The organism is Klebsiella sp. MISC125, from assembly GCF_051131775.1.
In the GTDB taxonomy this organism is placed as follows: domain Bacteria; phylum Pseudomonadota; class Gammaproteobacteria; order Enterobacterales; family Enterobacteriaceae; genus Klebsiella.
The window spans coordinates 294437-312577 of record NZ_CP180448.1; the positions used below are offsets into that span (position 1 = coordinate 294437).

The 18141-nt window shown below is 56.9% G+C and carries 13 protein-coding genes; 10 read left to right on the top strand and 3 right to left on the bottom strand.

Going from position 1 to position 18141, the window contains the following annotated elements:
• The first annotated feature begins 2 nt into the window (after positions 1-2).
• The 7 genes from bcsA (ACMYSL_RS01380) to ACMYSL_RS01410 all read left to right on the top strand — a co-directional run bounded on the left by bcsA (ACMYSL_RS01380) (position 3) and on the right by ACMYSL_RS01410 (position 10905).
• Entirely contained in the window at positions 3-2114 is a 2112-nt protein-coding gene (bcsA, locus tag ACMYSL_RS01380; RefSeq protein ID WP_434661176.1) for a UDP-forming cellulose synthase catalytic subunit, read from the top strand.
• Entirely contained in the window at positions 2111-4519 is a 2409-nt protein-coding gene (gene bcsB, locus ACMYSL_RS01385) for a cellulose biosynthesis cyclic di-GMP-binding regulatory protein BcsB (protein ID WP_434661177.1), read from the top strand. The genes bcsA (ACMYSL_RS01380) and bcsB overlap by 4 nt, the downstream gene beginning before the upstream one ends.
• Positions 4516-8568, top strand: coding sequence for a cellulose synthase subunit BcsC-related outer membrane protein (locus ACMYSL_RS01390; RefSeq protein WP_434661178.1), 4053 nt, complete (start codon positions 4516-4518; stop codon positions 8566-8568). Before bcsB ends, ACMYSL_RS01390 begins: the two co-directional genes overlap by 4 nt.
• Positions 8568-9044 carry a cellulose biosynthesis protein BcsD gene (gene bcsD / locus ACMYSL_RS01395; RefSeq protein WP_304261149.1) on the top strand — a complete coding sequence of 159 codons (477 nt, stop codon included), beginning with the start codon at positions 8568-8570 and terminating at the stop codon, positions 9042-9044. The genes ACMYSL_RS01390 and bcsD overlap by 1 nt, the downstream gene beginning before the upstream one ends.
• 11 nt (positions 9045-9055) lie before the next feature.
• Positions 9056-10054: a glycosyl hydrolase family 8 gene (locus ACMYSL_RS01400; RefSeq protein WP_434661179.1), complete on the top strand. Its 999-nt coding sequence runs from the start codon at positions 9056-9058 to the stop codon at positions 10052-10054.
• A gap of 266 nt (positions 10055-10320) precedes the next feature.
• On the top strand, positions 10321-10428 hold the full coding sequence (locus tag ACMYSL_RS01405; protein ID WP_181484524.1) for a type I toxin-antitoxin system toxin Ldr family protein: 108 nt from the start codon (positions 10321-10323) through the stop codon (positions 10426-10428).
• 369 nt (positions 10429-10797) lie between these two features.
• Complete coding sequence (locus ACMYSL_RS01410; RefSeq protein ID WP_304254058.1) at positions 10798-10905, top strand: type I toxin-antitoxin system toxin Ldr family protein; 108 nt, start codon at positions 10798-10800, stop codon at positions 10903-10905.
• An 83-nt stretch (positions 10906-10988) separates the two neighbouring features.
• Here ACMYSL_RS01410 and bcsG read toward each other — a convergent pair whose 3' ends face one another.
• Genes bcsG through bcsE form a run of 3 tightly spaced genes read right to left on the bottom strand, consistent with a single transcriptional unit; the run spans position 10989 to position 14412 of the window.
• Positions 10989-12665 carry a cellulose biosynthesis protein BcsG gene (bcsG, locus tag ACMYSL_RS01415; protein WP_434661180.1) on the bottom strand — a complete coding sequence of 559 codons (1677 nt, stop codon included), beginning with the start codon at positions 12663-12665 and terminating at the stop codon, positions 10989-10991.
• On the bottom strand, positions 12662-12859 hold the full coding sequence (gene bcsF, locus ACMYSL_RS01420; RefSeq protein ID WP_110276212.1) for a cellulose biosynthesis protein BcsF: 198 nt from the start codon (positions 12857-12859) through the stop codon (positions 12662-12664). Before bcsF ends, bcsG begins: the two co-directional genes overlap by 4 nt.
• On the bottom strand, positions 12856-14412 hold the full coding sequence (bcsE, locus tag ACMYSL_RS01425) for a cellulose biosynthesis protein BcsE (protein ID WP_434661181.1): 1557 nt from the start codon (positions 14410-14412) through the stop codon (positions 12856-12858). Before bcsE ends, bcsF begins: the two co-directional genes overlap by 4 nt.
• Before the next feature lie 168 nt (positions 14413-14580).
• Here bcsE and bcsR point away from each other — a divergent pair, with 168 nt between their 5' ends.
• Genes bcsR through bcsA (ACMYSL_RS01440) form a run of 3 tightly spaced genes read left to right on the top strand, consistent with a single transcriptional unit; the run spans position 14581 to position 18133 of the window.
• Entirely contained in the window at positions 14581-14769 is a 189-nt protein-coding gene (bcsR, locus tag ACMYSL_RS01430) for a cellulose biosynthesis protein BcsR (protein ID WP_110276210.1), read from the top strand.
• Positions 14770-14780: 11 nt separating this feature from the next.
• Complete coding sequence (gene bcsQ, locus ACMYSL_RS01435; protein ID WP_434661182.1) at positions 14781-15518, top strand: cellulose biosynthesis protein BcsQ; 738 nt, start codon at positions 14781-14783, stop codon at positions 15516-15518.
• Positions 15515-18133 (top strand): UDP-forming cellulose synthase catalytic subunit, encoded by a 2619-nt coding sequence (bcsA, locus tag ACMYSL_RS01440; protein WP_434661183.1) that lies wholly within the window; start codon positions 15515-15517, stop codon positions 18131-18133. The genes bcsQ and bcsA (ACMYSL_RS01440) overlap by 4 nt, the downstream gene beginning before the upstream one ends.
• The last annotated feature ends 8 nt before the right edge of the window (positions 18134-18141 follow it).

The window sequence follows — 18141 nt, forward strand, 5'->3', positions numbered from 1 at the left end:
GAATGAAAAAATCTCTTTTCTGGTTGCTGGTACTGGTGCTCTCGCCTATTGCCGTGCTGGTGGTGATCACGCCGATGGACAGCCAAAAGCAGTATATTTTTGGCTTGCTGAGCATCGGTATTCTCTTCGTCATGGGTTTTAGTAAAAACCGCAGCGTTTCGGTCATTATGGTCGTGACATCGCTGCTGATGTCGACCCGTTATATGTATTTCCGCCTGACGCAGACCTTGCATTTTAACTCCACAATCGAGGCGATTCTGGGGATGGGGCTGTTCCTGGCAGAAGTCTATATCTGGGTGATGCTGCTGCTGAACTACCTGCAAACGGTGTGGCCGCTGAAGCGCGAAATCGTCCCGCTGCCGGATGACATGAGCACCTGGCCGACGGTGGATATCTATATTCCGAGCTATAACGAACCGCTTGATGTGGTGCGTGATACCGTGCTGGCCGCGCAGTGCATTGATTATCCAAAAGATAAATTAAAAATCTATTTACTGGATGATGGTAAGCGCAACGAATTTGCGGTATTCGCCGCCGACGTCGGGGTGGGGTATATCACCCGTAACGATAACAAACACGCTAAGGCGGGTAATCTCAACCACGCGATGACCCTGACCAACGGCGAGCTGATCTGCGTCTTTGACTGTGACCACGTGGCGACCCGCGTCTTCTTACAGGCGACGGTCGGCGGGTTCCTCAATGATCCGATGCTGGCGCTGGTGCAGACCCCGCACTACTTCTATTCGCCGGACCCGTTCGAGCGCAACCTCTCCGTGGGCCGCAATATCCCTAACGAAGGGATGCTATTCTATGGCCCAATCCAGCAGGGTAACGATAACTGGAACGCGACCTTTTTCTGCGGCTCCTGCGCCGTGATTCGTCGCGCCGCGCTGGAGCAGATTGGCGGCTTTGCGGTAGAAACCGTCACCGAAGACGCCCATACCGCGCTGAAGTTCCAGCGTCTGGGCTGGAAATCGGCGTTCCTTGATATTCCACTGGCGGCCGGTTTAGCCACTGAACGTCTGGTGGTGCACGTGATTCAGCGTACCCGCTGGGCGCGCGGGATGACGCAAATTTTCCGTCTCGATAACCCGTTACTGGGGCGTGGGCTGACGTTCCAGCAGCGTCTGTGCTACCTCAGCGCCATGCTTTACTATCAGTTTGCCCTGCCGCGCGTGGTGTTTGTCACCGCGCCGCTGGCTTACCTGCTGTTTAACCTGAATATTATCTACTCCTCGGCGAGCCTGATTGTCTCCTACGCGTTGCCGCATCTGTTCCTGGCGATCTACGTGGGATCGCGGATGAACGGCCGCTATCGCTACAGTTTCTGGGGCGAAATTTACGATATCGTGTTGGCATTCCACCTGGTGCTGCCGACGCTGGTGACGATGATTTTCCCCAAACGCGGAAAATTCAACGTGACCGATAAGGGCGGCCTGCTGGACGTTGGCTACTTCGACTTTACCGTCGTCAGGCCGCATTTGGTCGTTGCCTGCCTGCTGGGCCTGGGCGTGGTGGTCGGCATCGTCCGTGCTGTCGGCCACGACTATTTTGGTTCAGATCCTAACGTTATTGCGCTCAACGTTGGCTGGGGAATTTACAGCCTGATCTTCCTGCTGGCCGCCATTGCCGTGGCGCGCGAAACCCGACAGGTGCGCAAAACGATTCGTATCGATGTCGATATTCCGGTGCTTATTCACTACGCCAGCGGTATTGTCTCGCGTAGCCACACCGCCGACCTGTCGATGGGCGGCTGCCGCATTAGCGCGCCGGATAAGCGTCACCAGCAGGATGAGATTGAAGAGATTGAGCTGATTCTCCAGTCAGGCGCTATCTCGATTCCCGTCCGCCAGGTGACCGCTGACGATAGCTTTATTCGTCTGCAATTCGATGAAAACATTCCGCTTTCACGCCGTCGCGAACTGGTGCGCGTGGTGCTGGCCCGCGCTGATGCGTGGATTAATCCGCCGCGCCCGCAGGACAACCCGTTCCGCTCTTTCGTCACCATTTTGCGTTGTGTGTTTGAACTGTTCTGGCTGACGTGGAAAACACGCCGCAGCCAGCGTCGCCAGCCGCCTGCTGAGAAGCCCGCGCAGGAGGATGGTCACTTATGAAACGTTTAACGACGCTTGCGCTGCTGGTTGGAATGTTCTCCGCACCCGGGCTACATAGTGAAGAAACACCTGCGGACTCGTTGCCGCAGCTCAATTTCCCGCTGCTTAACGCGGGGGTCGACAGCGCGCCGGTTGCTGAACCCGCGCCTGTGAATGAATCGGATTCGGCGGCCACAACGGAAAGCACCGCAGAGCCGGCTTCACTGCCCGCGATGCCGCCTCCGGTAACCCCCAGCGTACCTGATACGGTGCCATTAACCCCGATTGTGGGCGGGGACCTGAACCTGGTGCAGATGGGAATGCCGGACGGCATCATCCTCAGCGGCGGACAAAGCCAGGGCGGCGCTGATTTTACGCTGCCTTCCGATCAGGTGGTGACGCATGCCCAGCTGATGCTCGAGATTAAAGTCTCGCCGGAGATGGCCACCCGTAACGCTACGCTGCAATTAATGCTCAACGGTCAGCCGCTCGGTACCTTGCCGTTGGGAGCTGACGGGGAAGATATCTCACACTACCAGCTGGATATTCCGGCTGCGCTGATGGTATCGAGCAATAACCTGAGTTTTAAGATTAACGACGGCGACGCCATGCAGTGTCGGCTCGATATTCATGACACGTCGCGAGTGACGATTTTGCCCACCTCGCATTTTAGTTGGGAGAGTCAGCAGCTCAATATCAGCAATGATTTAAGCCACTTCCCGCGTCCGTTCTTCGACAGCATGCAGATGACCCCGGCGGATATTGCTATCGCTTACCCGGAAAAACCGACGGCGGACGTCTTCAGCGCAGCGGCGCTGGTGTCGTCATGGCTGGGTATTCAGGCTGATTATCGCGGTATTGCATTCGACGCACTGCGCGATCGACTGCCGGAGAAGCACGGCATTATTATTGGTCACCCCGGCGAGCAGGTTGGCGGACTGACGCTGCCGCAAACCGATAAACCGTTGTTGCAGATCGTTGAGAACCCCGGTAACCCGGCCTATAAGCTGCTGCTGATCGTCGGCCAAAATGACGCCGCGCTGCGGATGGCGGCCTGGCGGCTGACTCGCGGCGATTTTGCCCCGCAGACCCCCAACTTGAATGTGGATCCGCAGGCTATTCCGGTCGGCAAACCGTATGATGCGCCGCGCTGGATCCCAACCGATCGTCCGGTAAAAATCAGTGAATTGATCCGCCAGGATCAAAGCATGACCGTCAGCGGCGTGTGGCACGAGCCGCTGCGCGTGGCCTTCCGCGCCGCGCCAGACCTCTATCTGTGGGATGGTGAAACCATTCCTTTGCAGATTGGCTATCGTTTCCCGTCGGAAAACTGGATCAATGAGGATAAATCGCTGCTGAGCGTGACGCTCAACAACACCTTCCTTAACAACTTGCCGATGAACAAGCAGGGGCCGCTGGAGAAACTCTGGCGTCATCTGGGCGGCGATGCGCGTCAGGAGCGTTTTACCATCCCGTTAGCGCCGTATCTGATTTACGGTGATAACCAGCTTTCGCTCTATTTCAATCTGGTGCCGAAGGATAACGCGCCCTGTGCGGTGCTGATGAATAGCAATATTAAGAGCCGAATCACTGATGATTCGTGGATTGATTTGAGCAGTACGCGACACTTCTCGCTGCTGCCCAATCTCTCCTATTTTGTCGGTGCCTCATTCCCGTTCTCACGGTTGGCGGACTACTCGCAAACCACTCTGCTGCTCCCGGAGAGGCCTTCGGAAACCCAGGTGGCGACAATGCTGAATCTGGCCGCCCGTTCGGGTAATTCGACCGGTAAAGCGCTGGCCAATAACCGCGTGGTGCTGGGTATTCCTGAAGGTGGTGCGAATTCGTCGTTGCTGCGCGATCGTGACGTACTGGCGGTGAGCTCACTGGACCAGAAAGCGTTTAACCAGCGTCTGCTGGCCGATTCACCCTATAACCCGGTTGATAATCTGCTGAGCGTGCGCGAACCGGCATTGTGGCCAAAAATCCAGCGCAAGCTGAGCGGCGATTGGGCTTCAGATGGTGTGGATGCTGACCGCTACTTCTCTTCCAGCAGCGCCTGGCGCGGGTTCATCAGCTACCGCTCGCCGTGGAACCCGAAGCGGGTGGTGGTGGTGGCGATGGCCAGCAACGACGATCAGCTATCGAAGCTGGAAGACGACCTTAATTCACCGCGTATTAACGCCGGTATTCGCGGCGATACGGCGGTGATCACCAGCGATAACGGCGTGCGCAGCTTCCAGGTCAGCACGCCGTTCCCCAGCGGTCAGATGCCGTGGTACATGATGGCGGTGTGGTATGCCAACCAACACTCCGGGCTGCTGGCGGTGCTGGGGCTGATTGTTACGTCGATTCTGGGTCTGGCGCTGACCGCGATGTTTAAACGTCATGCCCGTAAGCGCCTGGGTTCGGGGGATAGCCAATGAAAAGAGTTAGCAAAATGAATAACAAGGCGGCCCGTCAATTCACAACGCTGTGCCTGTCCGGCGCGCTGACGCTTGGCGCGTTTGGCGAAGCGCAGGCGGCAGGCAACGATGCGGCGCTACAGGCGCTCTTCGCACAAGCCAACTACTGGCATGAAAAATCCCACGACGAGCTGGCGATGGAATCGCTGCAAAAAGTGTTGTCGGTCGATGCCAACAACACTCAGGCGCTGTACCTGATGGCGCTCTGGGCGCAGCAGGGGGGAAATCTTCAGGCGGCGGCCCAGTGGCGAGCGCGGCTGGAGAAAGCGGCACCCAATAGCCCCGGATTGCAGGATTTAGACAGCGCTAAAAAAATGGCGCAGGTGCCGCAGGGGCAGCTCAACCTGGCCAGGCAGCAGGCGCGGAGCGGCAATGTTCCCGCTGCCCTGGCGACCTGGCGCAGCATGTTCAACGGCAACACGCCACCGTCGGGACTGGCGGCGGAATACTACATGACGATGGCCAGCGATAAGTCGCTCTATCCGCAGGCGCTGAGCGAGCTGCGTCAGTACGTTGCACAGCATCCACAGGAAAACGGGCCACGCGTGGCGTTGGGCAAGGTGCTGACCTGGCGCGAAGACTCCCGCCGGGAAGGGATCTCCATGCTGGAGCCAATGGCCAGCGGCAGTAAAGAAGCCGATAGCGGTCTGCGTCAGGCGCTGCTGTGGATGGGGCCGCAGGCGGGTGATGAGCCGTTCTATGATACCTGGATGCAGCGCCACCCGCAGGATACTGAAGTACAAAACTATTTTCGCGAACGGCGCAGTGGTCAGGCGCGTGGGCAGGGTTACTCTGACCTTAACAGCGGGAATACCGCTGCGGCGAAGCAGCAGTTTGAACAGGTTCTGCAAACCAACCCGCAGGACGCGGACGCGCTGGCAGGGATGGGCTATATCGCCCAGCGCAGTGGTGATTTTCAGGCGGCTTCTCAGTATCTGAGCCGGGCGGCGGACCTCGGCGGTGATGCTTCACAAACCCGGCGTCAGCAGGCGACGGATGCACTGTTTTACGGCCAGCTCGCCCAGGCGCAGCAGGCCTATAAGCAGGGCAATATCAGCCAGGCGCTGGCGCTTTCCGCACCGCTGGCGCAGCAGGGCGGAACGCAAGGGACGGCGGCGAAACTGTTTCGTGCTGACGTTTTGCGCCACAACAAAGACCTGCCGCAGGCCGAGCAAACGCTGCGTGCGTTGCTCAACGAACAGCCGCAAAACGGCCCGGCGCGGGAGAATCTCTACTACGTTCTGCGCGATCAGAATAAAATCGCAGAAGCGCAGACGGTGCTGCGCACGCTGCCGGAAAGCCTGCAGCAAAAACTACAACCGAGAGTGGTCACCGGGATGCCGGGGGATTCGCTGCGTCGGCAGGCACAGGAACAGGCCAGCAGCGGCAACGTGGCGGGCGCAATCGCCACGCTGCGCCAGGGTGTCTCCCGCTATCCGGACGATGCGTGGATGCGTCTCGACCTGGCCCGGTTGCTGCAAAAATCGGGTAACGACGGTGAGGCAAACTCGATTATGGCCGCCGCTTATCGCCCCGGCGCCAGCAGTAATTCGCTGTACGCCGCAGCTCTTTTTGCCAGCGAGAACGGCGGCTGGCAGCAGGCGCAAACGCTGCTGGCAAGAATTCCTCCCGCCAGCCAGACTAGCCAGATGCGCGGTCTGCATCAGCGGGTGAACTACAACCTGCAGCTGGCAACGGCGCAAAGCTATCTGGCGCAGGGTAACACCGTTGCGGCCTCCAATACGCTTAGGGCGATGGCCGCAACGCCGCCAAAAGCCCCGGCGGATGTCGGCAAACTGGCGCGCCTGCTGGCTCAAAGCGGCGATGTCACCACCGCGGTATCGCTGGTGCGCAACAATATTAACGGCGGTATCTCGGGCAATGCCGGGGATTACGCCGACCAGGTCACGGTACTTAACCAGGCTGGCCTGACCAATGAAGCGCAGAGGCTGCTAACCAACCCGCAGCTGCAGGCGAGCAGTACGCCGACGCAGCTGGCCAGCATTCGCAACGGTTACGTGATTAACGAAGCGGATCATCTGCGCGAGCAGGGCAACTACGCGGCGGCGTATGACAAGCTGATGGGCGCGATGCAAAGCGACCCGCAAAATACCGACCTGATGTTCGCTATGGCGCGTCTCTATCAGAGCGGCAAAATGAACAAAGAGGCCGGGGTGGTCTATGACTATCTGATGACCCGCGATACGCCGACCCAGGATGCGCGCAGCGGAGCGATTGATGTCGCGCTGTCGGCGGGTGACAACGATCGGGCCGAACAACTGGCGGGCGGACTGCGTCCGGATAACTCGCCTGACCGTTTGCTGCTGCTGGCGCGCGTCGCTGAATCGCAGGGGCATCACCAGCAGGCGATGACCTACCTGCGCAGCGCGCGCGGCAGGTTGTTGGGGCAACAGAGCAGCAATAGCGCGCAAACGCCCACCGTGGGCGGCGTGCTGGCGGCGGATAACCCGTTTATCGGCGTTTCTCGCACCCCCACGACAACGCGCAGCGCTTCCACCTACGGGCAATATATGCCATGGCAGGTTTCCCAGGTCTCGACGGGGGATGGCAGGACGCTGCCGGGGATCCAGCGTCCTGACCTGCCGGTTGAAACCGCGCAGACCCGCATGCTGCGCCAGGTGGATACCATGATGGAGACATTGCAGGAAAAAACCGGCACCTGGCTGCAGGGCGGCATGGAAGTTCGCGGCCGCGATGGCGAATCCGGCACCAGCAAGCTCACTGAAATGAAAACGCCGCTAACCTGGTCCTCCTCACCGTTTGGTGATTCGCGTTTCGACTTTACCGTCACGCCGATTACGCTGAATGCCGGTACGGCAACCGGCGACGCCTGGCGGCGCTACGGTGCAAACCCGCTTTCTAATGCGGTTTCGAATATGGTTTCTACCGCCACCAGCGAACAGGCGGCGATTGCGGCGATGACCGATACCGAGCGCACGACTTACTTTGCCAGCAATCCGGGGGCGGAGGCCTTAAGCGATCTGGGTACGCTGAATGCCTCAGATTTTAACGCCACTACCAGTAGCGGCATGGAGAATCTGGCGAAACTGGGGACCTATGACTCCGGGCAGGTTGCCAGCTATCTGTCTTCTTCAAACCTGAAACCTAACGTTGATCAGGCCAGCGGCTCGACGGATTCGCAGAAGGCGAACGGCGTGGAACTGGCGCTGGCGCTGAGCGGCGATCAATACCGCGTCGATATCGGCAGTACCCCGCTGGGTCAGGATCTTAATACTGTCGTGGGCGGCGTGAAGTGGTCGCCGAAGTTGACCAATTATCTGTCGCTAATTTTCACCGGTGAGCGTCGTTCACTGACCGATAGCCTGCTCTCTTACGTCGGCCTGAAGGATTCCTACTCTGGCAAAACCTGGGGTCAGGTGACCAAAAATGGCGGCACCCTGCAACTGAGCTATGACGATGGCGATGCGGGTTTTTACGTCGGCGGCGGAGGCTATAGCTACCTTGGTCAAAACGTCGCCAGCAACACCAGTATTAACGCTAACGCCGGGGTTTACCTGCGGCCTTATCACGATGAGTATCGTCAGTTGCAAACCGGGTTGAGTATGAGCTACATGGATTACTCGAAAAACCTGAGCTACTTCACCTATGGGCAAGGGGGCTACTTCAGTCCGCAGAACTACGTTAGCGTGTCGCTGCCGGTCAGCCTGACGGAAAAATATGATAACTGGACGATGAAGCTTGGCGGCTCGGTGGGCTACCAATCTTACAGCCAGGATAAGAGCGCTTATTTCCCGACTAACTCCGAATGGCAGCAGACGCTTGAGACCGCGGTGACCAATGGTTTTGCCAAAGAAGCCTACTATTCAGCGACGTCGAAGAGCGGGATCGGCTACACCCTACGCGCCGGAGCGGATTACAAAGTCAACAAACAGATGTCGCTCGGCGGCCAGATTGGCTATGACACCTTCGGCGATTATAACGAAAGCACCGCCGGCCTCTATATCCGCTACATGCTGGGAGACAACTGATCATGACGGAGAATAATAATGCGCTGGTGACGGCCTGGTTTCAGCAGCAGCAAACGCCTGCCGGATGGTTCGATCTGCTGCTGATTATGGTTGATGGCATGCTTAACAACGCTGGAGAACTGGAGAGCCAGCCCTTCCTGCGTCAGATGGGGGAGGCGTTGGCTGATGAGCATCCGTTGCCGGAATCGGAGACGGTCGGGCAACTGGAGGCCAATATCAATGCTCAACTGAGCCGTTTCCAGTGGGGGATTGTCACCGTTGACGTCAGCGACGATGGCCTGCGATTGCGCCATCAGGCGCTGCCGGTGAGCCGCGATGAAGCGCGTCGCGTCCGCTGGTGTAATGCATTTTGTGCCATACTCGAGGGGCTTTATTCCCGCTGGCTACAGGGGCAGGGCGGTGGTGCGCACGTTGTATTACAGCGCGAGCGGCTGTTTTCGGTCTCTGACGTTCAGTTTCTTTACTTCCATCCATAACGGGTGAATTTATGTCCTTGCGTGCTTTAGCTGCAGTCGTGGTGACGACGGTAATGATGCTTCCCCACGCGTGGGCCGATACGGCGTGGGAAAACTACAAATCGCGTTTTATGATGCCTGATGGGCGCATTGTTGATACTGGCAACGGCAATGTGTCGCACACTGAAGGGCAGGGTTTTGCTATGCTGCTGGCGGTAGCGAATAACGATCGCCCGGCGTTTGACGCGCTATGGCAATGGACCGATAAAACGCTACGTAACAAAGACAATGGGTTGTTTTACTGGCGCTATAATCCGGTGGCACCCAACCCGGTGGCGGATAAAAACAACGCCACCGATGGCGATACGATGATTGCCTGGGCGCTGCTGCGCGCGCAGCAGCAATGGCATGAAAGATCCTACGGCACGGCCTCTGATGCTATAACCGCTTCGCTACTCAAACATACGGTGGTCACCTTCGCCGGGCGTCAGGTGATGCTTCCTGGCGCGAAGGGATTTTATCTCAACGACCATCTCAATATTAATCCATCCTACTTTATCTTTCCGGCCTGGCAGGCCTTCGCCGCGCGTACGCATTTGACCGCCTGGCGAAAGCTGCAAACCGATGGCCAGGCGCTGCTGGGGAAAATGGCGTGGGGGAAATCGCAGCTTCCCAGCGACTGGGTCGCCTTAAGAGCTGACGGCAAGATGGAACCGGCAAAAGAGTGGCCGACGCGCATGAGCTACGATGCGATTCGCATCCCGCTGTATGTCTACTGGAATGACCCGCAAAGCAGCCTGCTGACGCCGTGGAAAACCTGGTTCCGGAGCTATCCGCGTCTGCAAACGCCGGCGTGGATCAACGTCAATACCAATGAAGTCGCGCCGTGGTTTATGACCGGCGGGCTGCTGGCGGTGCGCGATTTAACGCTTGGTGAAGAACAGGCCGAAACCCAGATTAGCGCTCAGGATGATTACTACTCCGCCAGCCTTAAGCTGCTGGTGTGGCTGGCTAATAAAGACCGCCAATAAACTGTGGAATGCGCCTCGCACGATGGATAAAGGTGAGGTGCTGGCATCAGGTCCGGGCAGTAGAATCGTCGGCAAGCCGGGGTTACCCGGTGAGGCGCAATGTTGCGGGGGCTTGAACCCCGGCGGCATAGATTGACTGGTTGCTGGAAAGAGAAAACCCCCGCACGTTGTTTGGTAAAAACCTGGCAACGTTTCGGGGGCTAATCTCGAACCTCAACAATTCGAGGATAGCCGCGAACGGTTGCCATTGCAACAAAGGCGGCTGTATGACGCTCGCTCAGTTAGGCCTGGTGCTCTGGGACGATCTGGCGGCTCCGGTGCTGGCTGGCATTCTTGTCAGCATTATCGTGGGCTGGATGGATAGCCGGAAGTAACCGGCCTGTGGGTATCAGTTTGCCTTAATGGCAGCATGCGCCCGGACGGGGCCGCAGGGGTAAACTCTGCGGCCTTTTTCGTTTATTGCAGCAACCCAAAACGATACTGGAACGCGCCTCGCACGGTGCGTAATTGTGAGGTGCTGGCATCAGGTCCGGGCAGTAGAATCGTCGGCAAGCCGGGGTTACCCGGTGAGGCGCAATGTTGCGGGGGCTTGAACCCCGGCGGCATAGATTGACTGGTTGCTGGAAAGAGAAAACCCCCGCACGTTGTTTGGTATAAACCTGGCAACGTTTCGGGGGCTACTCTCAACTCCAGACAAGTTGAGGATAGCCGCGAACGGTTGCCATTGCAACAAAGGCGGCTGTATGACGCTCGCTCAGTTAGGCCTGGTGCTCTGGGACGATCTGGCGGCTCCGGTGCTTGCTGGTATTCTTGTCAGCATCATCGTGAACTGGATGGATAGCCGGAAGTAACCGGCCTGTGGGTATCAGTTTGCCTTAATGGCAGCATGCGCCCGGACGGGGCCGCAGGGGTAAACTCTGCGGCCTTTTTCGCATTATTGCGGGTAAGGCACCCAGCTGCCGCCGTTCAACTGAACGTAAGGCTTGCCCTGATACTGAATCACGATAGCGTTGGAGTTTTCCGAGACCGCTGCGCTCTGCGGCAGATTAGCAATATACTGCTGCCAGTTGATGTCGTTTTCGCCAAACATCTTGCCATCCAGCGCGCGAACCACCAGCTCCGAAACAGCCAGATAGCTACTTGGCTGATCTATTGTGATCGGCGCATCGGGATGCCGCGCCTTGATGCCGAAAAACTTCACCGCCGCTGGGACGTTGGTAATTGAGGGGCTTGGAATATCGCGCAGGCCTGAAACCTGCATTTTGTCGCCTTTCAATGCCGCGCCGTGTTCCGGCACGACGATGACCATCACCTTACGGCCCGATTTATCCAGCTCAGTGAAGAAACTGTCCAGTTCGTCGAAGAACTTCTGCGCACGGGCTTTATAGTCCGCAGTTTTGCTCTGGCCCGGGTAGTGGTTGCCATCGTGCAGCGGCAGCGTGTTGTAGAAGGTCGCAGTGCGCGGCGTGTTCAGTTTATCGAGCGTCTGTAGCCAGCGGTTCAGCGTTGCCTGGTCGTCATAAACTGGCGAACCGTCAAAGCCTTGCAAAATCACCGGCAGACCGGCTTGATCCATCAGCGGGCTCTGAATGCCGCCCAGAGAGCGCAGTTCTTTCAGGAAGTCGCCAAAGATACCGTTATGCCCAAGCATCAACTGCTGGGTAAAGCCCAGTTTTGCCAGGTTTTCAAACAGGTAGCATTCATTACCTGACGGCTGATACAGATTAGCGTGAGAGAGTTGACCACAGCTGGCGCGCAGCAGGCGCGCCGCCGCCGGACCGCTGTACGAGGTGGCTGAGTTAAAGTTTTTGAACAGCAGGTCGAAATGCTTCCACAGCGGGTGATCCATTAATCCGGCGGCTTCAATATCTGACCATGAGAGCGAGCAGATGTTGATAATTAAGACATCAAATGGCTGGGCATCGGCCGGTAGCGCATCAGGGAAAGGCGTTTTACGTTTCTGCTCGGAGGCATAAAAGGTATTAAGCCAGTTGGTGAGATTAGCCGATGTTGGTGGCTCCGTTTGCGGCGGAATATCGTTATTCGCCGGGGCGGTATTGGTGGCGGTAGCGGTACCGCCGCCGGTATTGGTTGCGGTATTTGCCGTCGCTGCCGTAGGTTGACCTGTTGGCCACAGGGTAAAAGAGGGCAGCAGCGGGCTAACAACCAGCCAGACCATGATCGCCGAGACAAAAACCGTCACCCGCAGCCATTGGCTGATAAACAGCCACAAGACCAGCAGGACAAAGAACGCACCGACCATATTCCAGTTGATAAAGCGGGTCACCAGATCCCAGATGTAGTCGGCGCTAAAGCCAGCAATCTGCGAACCTTGACTGAAGATGCTTTCCAGACCGGGTAACCAGGTATCGTGCCAGAACAGCATAAAGCCCAGCGGGATCGCTATCCAGTGGCGCAGGCGGTGCAGCTTATACTGCGGAATTGGCACCAATAAGAAGGCGAGAAACACCAGGTTCAGCATCGGGTGAAAATTAAGGTATCCCGCCCACAGCAAAGCAAACTTCACCAGAAAGTAGAAGTTCCAGCCGGATAAGCCGCGCCAGTACCGCCAGAGCGGAAGCGATGCAGCGGTTGTTTTTGGATTGGTCATTTTGTTGATTTGCCTTGCCTGGATGCCGTTTCCCGGCGCAACACGCCAGCCGGTTTGACATAACGGGGTTTAAAGAACATCAGTCGTAACGTGGTACGAATACGCCGCTGGTAGTGGCGCGTCAGGTATCCCAGCGGGAAAAACAGCAGGGCGCACAGGACGACCAGCTGAATAATATCGGCAATAGACATCATAGATTTAGCTCCCCATCGATGGATAAACGATGTGGCTCAGGGTTTCGACGCCAGCTTCGTCCATCATGGGTCGCGTTGATGGTCTCATTCTTGCCCAGAGAAATAGGCAGGGGCGTGTTCCAGTTCTCCGGCATGATGCCGCGCATCAACATAATTTCAGCGGATATCTGCTTATCTTCAAACCAAATCATTCGGTTAGAGAAAATATCGCCGGTAGGCAAAGGGAAAATATGGTTTAACGCGGTATCGAGATCGTTTACACGGCAAAACGACAGGAACAGCACCAGACGATTGTTACCAATAGTCATGATGTCGCCCATGCGGTTGGGTTTACACAGCGTCAGCGCCTGCTCGACGCGCAGGCCCGGTGCTGGACGTAGCGCCACCATTACGCCTTTGCTATCGGCGGGCAGCATAGTGTTAGCCATAATATTGTGCACCGCTTCGCAGAAGGCATCCCACTTCTGGTAGCCGCGCAGTTTTAGCGGTTGACTCCAGGTGAGCAGGGTGGAGAAATCTTCCGGAATATGGCGGGTAAACTTCTGTTTCTGTACGCTTTCAATTAGCGTCAGGCAGCGCGAGAGCGGTGCGCCGCTGGGGATAACCATATTTGCGCCGCTGCTTAGCAAAAGTCGCTCATCGGTGGCGCGCAGGCTTGGGGTCTGCTCGCGAACGATCACTTTTAACGCGCTGCCGCGCTGGCGGCGCAGCGTGTGGATATAGCGTCCCAACTGCTCGATCTGCTCGTTTTGGGTAATGGAGAAGATAAGTGTTGCCGCCTGCGCCATTCGTCCGGCATTGAAAACAGCGTCGTTGGTATCGAATAGTGTCCAGTATTCGGAAAGTGCGGGCGCCCCTTCCAGTACGCGCAGGTTACTGAGGACGACTTTCTCGTCGCTGCGTGGCTGAACGACGGTTTCTTCATCCTGCGCCAGTCGCCAGCCATTCTCATCGTGCAAAACAGTGAGCTGCTGCTGGGCGCTTATTCCTTTTTCGCTTCCCCACCAGGCAATATCAAACAGGTGGCTGTCACCCTGGTAACGAATGCTTGCCAGACCGGCAAGAGAACGATACTCGCGTAATAAAGGGGAAAGCTGTTTATCGATATCATGCCCAGAATTAAGTACTAATAGGGAACAATGATGGTATTTAGCCCAGCGATACGTTTTTTCTACCCACTTGCATAATTCTTCGCTTTTCATATTCTGCCAGGCATTTTCTGCACATAGCAGAATAAACAAATAATTGCCAGGTTCGAGGGAGCAAACTAAATCGCGGTGCATCTCTTCCAGCCCTTTAATGTCGTTGGGCATGGTGAACAAGGCAATTTTTCCTGGCCCGCAATCGTTTTCTAACGAAATGATTTTATTTGGGTTATCTCCCATTACTATTGCTGCGAGCTGGCTCTCTTTACTTTGGGCGGCTAGCGTATGGTTGAGCAGGCTTACCGCATCAGGATAGCGGTCAACGTTAAGCCACCATACCCCACCAACAGGCATATGGCAGACTTCGTCCCATAATGATGAAATACCCAAAGAATATACGATATCCACGGCGTCCCTCGTGAGACCTGATTTACACTGGATCAGTTTACTAGCGAAAGCGTGAGAGTAAACCTAACATTGAAATTAAAGGATATCAGTTTTAGCATGTAAACCTAATTTAAGGATGAACCTATACTTTCTGGTTTAATTTAATGAATTTTGCCAACGGACAGAGAAATGTCAGAAAAAGATCTCGCTGTGCCCACCGATGCGACTTTGGGTTACACCTTTCAAAATGATTTTCTGGCATTAAGCCGGGCATTTTCCCTGCCTGATATTGATTACCACGACATTTCCCGACGCGAGCAGTTAACCGCGGCGCTGAAACGCTGGCCATTACTGGCTGAATTAGCTGAGAAAAAGTAAGGAAGCCGTTGATGGCTATTCTGGGATTACAAGGCGTGCGCGGTGGCACTGGCACCACATCGATTACCGCTGCGCTAGCCTGGGCGCTGCAATTACTCGGGGAAACCGTACTGGTGGTTGATGCCAGCCCGGACAATATGCTGCGCTTTTTTTTCAACGTCGATTTCAGCCACAAAGCGGGCTGGGCGCGTGCGATGATCGACGGCGATGACTGGCGCGATGCCGGACTTCGCTACACTTCGCATATCGATCTGCTGCCGTTTGGTCAGCTCGAACCGGGTGAACGCGAGAATATTGACCAGCTTCAGGCGATGCTTTCGCCGATGGCCGAAATGGTGCAAAAGCTCCATCAGCAGGGCGATCACCGCTGGCTGTTGATTGACCTGCCGGACGGCTATTCGCCGCTGACTCGCGCCTTAATCAACGTCTGTGACCGCACGCTGGTGGTGGTCCACCCGGACGGTAACAGCCATATTCGCCTGCATCAGCAGGCATTACCGACGAATAGCGATATTCTGATCAACGATCTGCGCGTCGGCAGCCAGCTGCAGGAAGATTTATATCAGCTGTGGCTGGAGAGCCAGCGCCGTATTTTGCCGGTGACGATTCATCGCGATGAGGCGATGGCGGAGTGTCTGGCGGCGAAGCAGCCGCTCGGCGAATATCGTCAGGATTCTCTGGCGGCGGAAGAGATACTCACGCTTGCCAACTGGTGCCTGCTGCACTATGTCGGCAAGGGGGCTGAATGATTCGCCTGAGTACCCTGCTGCTGGCTCCGCCGGTTGGCGAACGGCTGAGCGAGCGCTATCGTGATTATCGTCGGCACGGCGCGTCGTGGCTGGCGGCCGCGTTGGGCTGCTTGTGGGCGTCGTTGGCGTGGGCGTTTATGCCGCTGGAAACGCCGCGCTGGCAGGCGATTCGCGAGCGCCATGATGAATTTTTCCCGCATATCAATCCGCATCGCCCGCGCCCACTGGACCCGATTCGCTACCTGCTGCAATCCTTATGGCTGCTGGCGACCCGGGTGCCGGAGGCGGATAAAAAGGTCAATTGGCGTTCGCTGGTCGCCCTCGAAGGCGTGCAGGGACGCTATGCGCAATGGCTGGAAAAGCTGCCGGAGAAGGTTAATGCCCGCACTAGCCATTTAGATAAACACAAAGAGCTGGCGCACCTGAACCCGAAGCTGAGGCGGTTGATTCTCGGCACGGTGACGTTTTTCTCGCTGATCCTCGCGCTGCTCTGTATTACTCAGCCCTTTAATCCGCTGTCGCAGTTTATTTTCCTGCTGTTGCTGTGGGGCGTCGCGTTGCTGGTGCGCCGTATTCCAGGGCGCTTCTCAGCGCTGATGCTGATCGTGCTCTCGCTGACCGTTTCCTGTCGCTATATCTGGTGGCGCTACACCTCAACGCTTAACTGGGATGACCCGGTAAGCCTGGTATGCGGGATCATTCTGCTGTTCGCTGAAACCTATGCCTGGGTGGTGCTGGTGCTGGGCTATTTCCAGGTTGTCTGGCCGCTCAACCGCCAGCCGGTGCCGCTGCCGGAGGATATGGAACAGTGGCCGACGGTGGATATCTTCGTGCCGACCTATAACGAAGACCTCAACGTGGTGAAAAACACCATTTATGCCTCGCAGGGGATCGACTGGCCGAAGGACAAGCTCAATATCTGGATCCTCGACGATGGCGGGCGCGAAGAGTTCCGCCAGTTTGCCAAAGACGTCGGGGTGCACTACATCGCGCGTACCACTCATGAACACGCGAAGGCCGGGAATATCAATAATGCGCTGAAGTACGCCAAAGGCGAGTTTGTGTCGATTTTCGACTGCGACCACGTGCCGACACGCTCATTCCTGCAAATGACCATGGGCTGGTTCCTGAAAGAGAAAGAGCTGGCGATGATGCAGACGCCGCACCACTTCTTCTCCCCGGACCCGTTTGAACGCAACCTCGGGCGTTTTCGCAAAACGCCGAACGAAGGCACGCTGTTTTATGGCCTGGTGCAGGATGGGAACGACATGTGGGATGCCACCTTCTTCTGCGGCTCCTGCGCGGTAATCCGCCGCGGCCCGCTGGATGAAATTGGCGGTATCGCCGTGGAGACGGTGACGGAAGATGCCCATACCTCTCTGCGCCTGCATCGCCGCGGCCACACTTCCGCCTATATGCGTATTCCGCAGGCGGCCGGGCTGGCGACGGAGAGCCTGTCAGCGCATATTGGTCAGCGTATCCGCTGGGCGCGCGGGATGGTGCAGATTTTCCGTCTCGATAACCCGTTGTTTGGCAAAGGGCTGAAGCTGGCGCAGCGCGTCTGCTACGTCAACGCGATGCTGCACTTCCTCTCCGGTATTCCGCGCCTGATTTTCCTGACCGCGCCGCTGGCGTTTTTGCTGCTGCACGCCTATATCATTTACGCCCCCGCGCTGATGATCGCCCTGTTTGTGCTACCGCATATGATTCACGCCAGCCTGACCAACTCGAAGATTCAGGGTAAATACCGTCACTCTTTCTGGAGTGAAATCTACGAAACGGTGCTGGCCTGGTATATCGCGCCACCGACGTTTGTCGCGCTGATTAACCCGCACAAGGGCAAATTCAACGTTACCGCGAAGGGCGGGCTGGTGGAAGACGAGTACGTCGACTGGGTGATTTCCCGTCCCTATATCTACCTTGTGCTGCTGAATCTGGTCGGCGTCGCCGTGGGTATCTGGCGCTTTATGTACGGCCCGGAAAACGAGGTCCTGACCGTCTGGGTGAGTATTATCTGGGTGTTCTATAACCTGATTATTCTTGGCGGCGCGGTGGCCGTGTCGGTCGAAAGCAAGCAGGTGCGGCGCTCGCATCGTGTAGAGATGTCGATGCCGGCAGCGATTGCTCGCGAAGATGGCCATCTGTTCTCCTGCACCGTTCATGACTACTCCGACGGTGGACTTGGCGTCAAAATTCACGGTGAGGCGCAGGTGCTGGAAGGCCAGCACGTCAAGCTGCTGCTCAAACGCGGGCAGCAGGAGTACAGCTTCCCGGTACGGGTTGCGCGCGTGAACGGGAGCGAAGTGGGTTTACAGCTGTTGCCGTTAAGCAATCGGCAACATATTGATTTTGTGCAGTGTACGTTTGCCCGCGCAGATACGTGGGCGCTTTGGCAGGATAGCTTCCCGGAAGATAAACCGATGGAAAGCCTGCTGGATATCCTGAAGCTGGGGTTCCGTGGATATCGTCACCTGGCGGAGTTCTCACCGCCGTCGGTGAAGGTTATTTTCCGCTCGCTCACCTTGCTGGTGGCCTGGGTTGTCTCGTTTGTTCCGCGCCGTCCTGAACGCGCGGCAGCGACACTCTCGGCGGAACCGGCAATGGCTCAACAATGATGATAATG

Coding starts and splice junctions, on each gene's coding strand:
- bcsB (WP_434661177.1), top strand. CDS start 2,111: ATGAAACGTTTAACGACGCTTGCGCTGCTGGTTGGAATGTTCTCCGCA.
- bcsA (WP_434661176.1), top strand. CDS start 3: ATGAAAAAATCTCTTTTCTGGTTGCTGGTACTGGTGCTCTCGCCTATT.
- bcsR (WP_110276210.1), top strand. CDS start 14,581: ATGTCAGAAAAAGATCTCGCTGTGCCCACCGATGCGACTTTGGGTTAC.
- ACMYSL_RS01405 (WP_181484524.1), top strand. CDS start 10,321: ATGACGCTCGCTCAGTTAGGCCTGGTGCTCTGGGACGATCTGGCGGCT.
- ACMYSL_RS01390 (WP_434661178.1), top strand. CDS start 4,516: ATGAAAAGAGTTAGCAAAATGAATAACAAGGCGGCCCGTCAATTCACA.
- bcsG (WP_434661180.1), bottom strand. CDS start 12,665: ATGACCAATCCAAAAACAACCGCTGCATCGCTTCCGCTCTGGCGGTAC.
- bcsA (WP_434661183.1), top strand. CDS start 15,515: ATGATTCGCCTGAGTACCCTGCTGCTGGCTCCGCCGGTTGGCGAACGG.
- ACMYSL_RS01400 (WP_434661179.1), top strand. CDS start 9,056: ATGTCCTTGCGTGCTTTAGCTGCAGTCGTGGTGACGACGGTAATGATG.
- bcsQ (WP_434661182.1), top strand. CDS start 14,781: ATGGCTATTCTGGGATTACAAGGCGTGCGCGGTGGCACTGGCACCACA.
- ACMYSL_RS01410 (WP_304254058.1), top strand. CDS start 10,798: ATGACGCTCGCTCAGTTAGGCCTGGTGCTCTGGGACGATCTGGCGGCT.
- bcsF (WP_110276212.1), bottom strand. CDS start 12,859: ATGATGTCTATTGCCGATATTATTCAGCTGGTCGTCCTGTGCGCCCTG.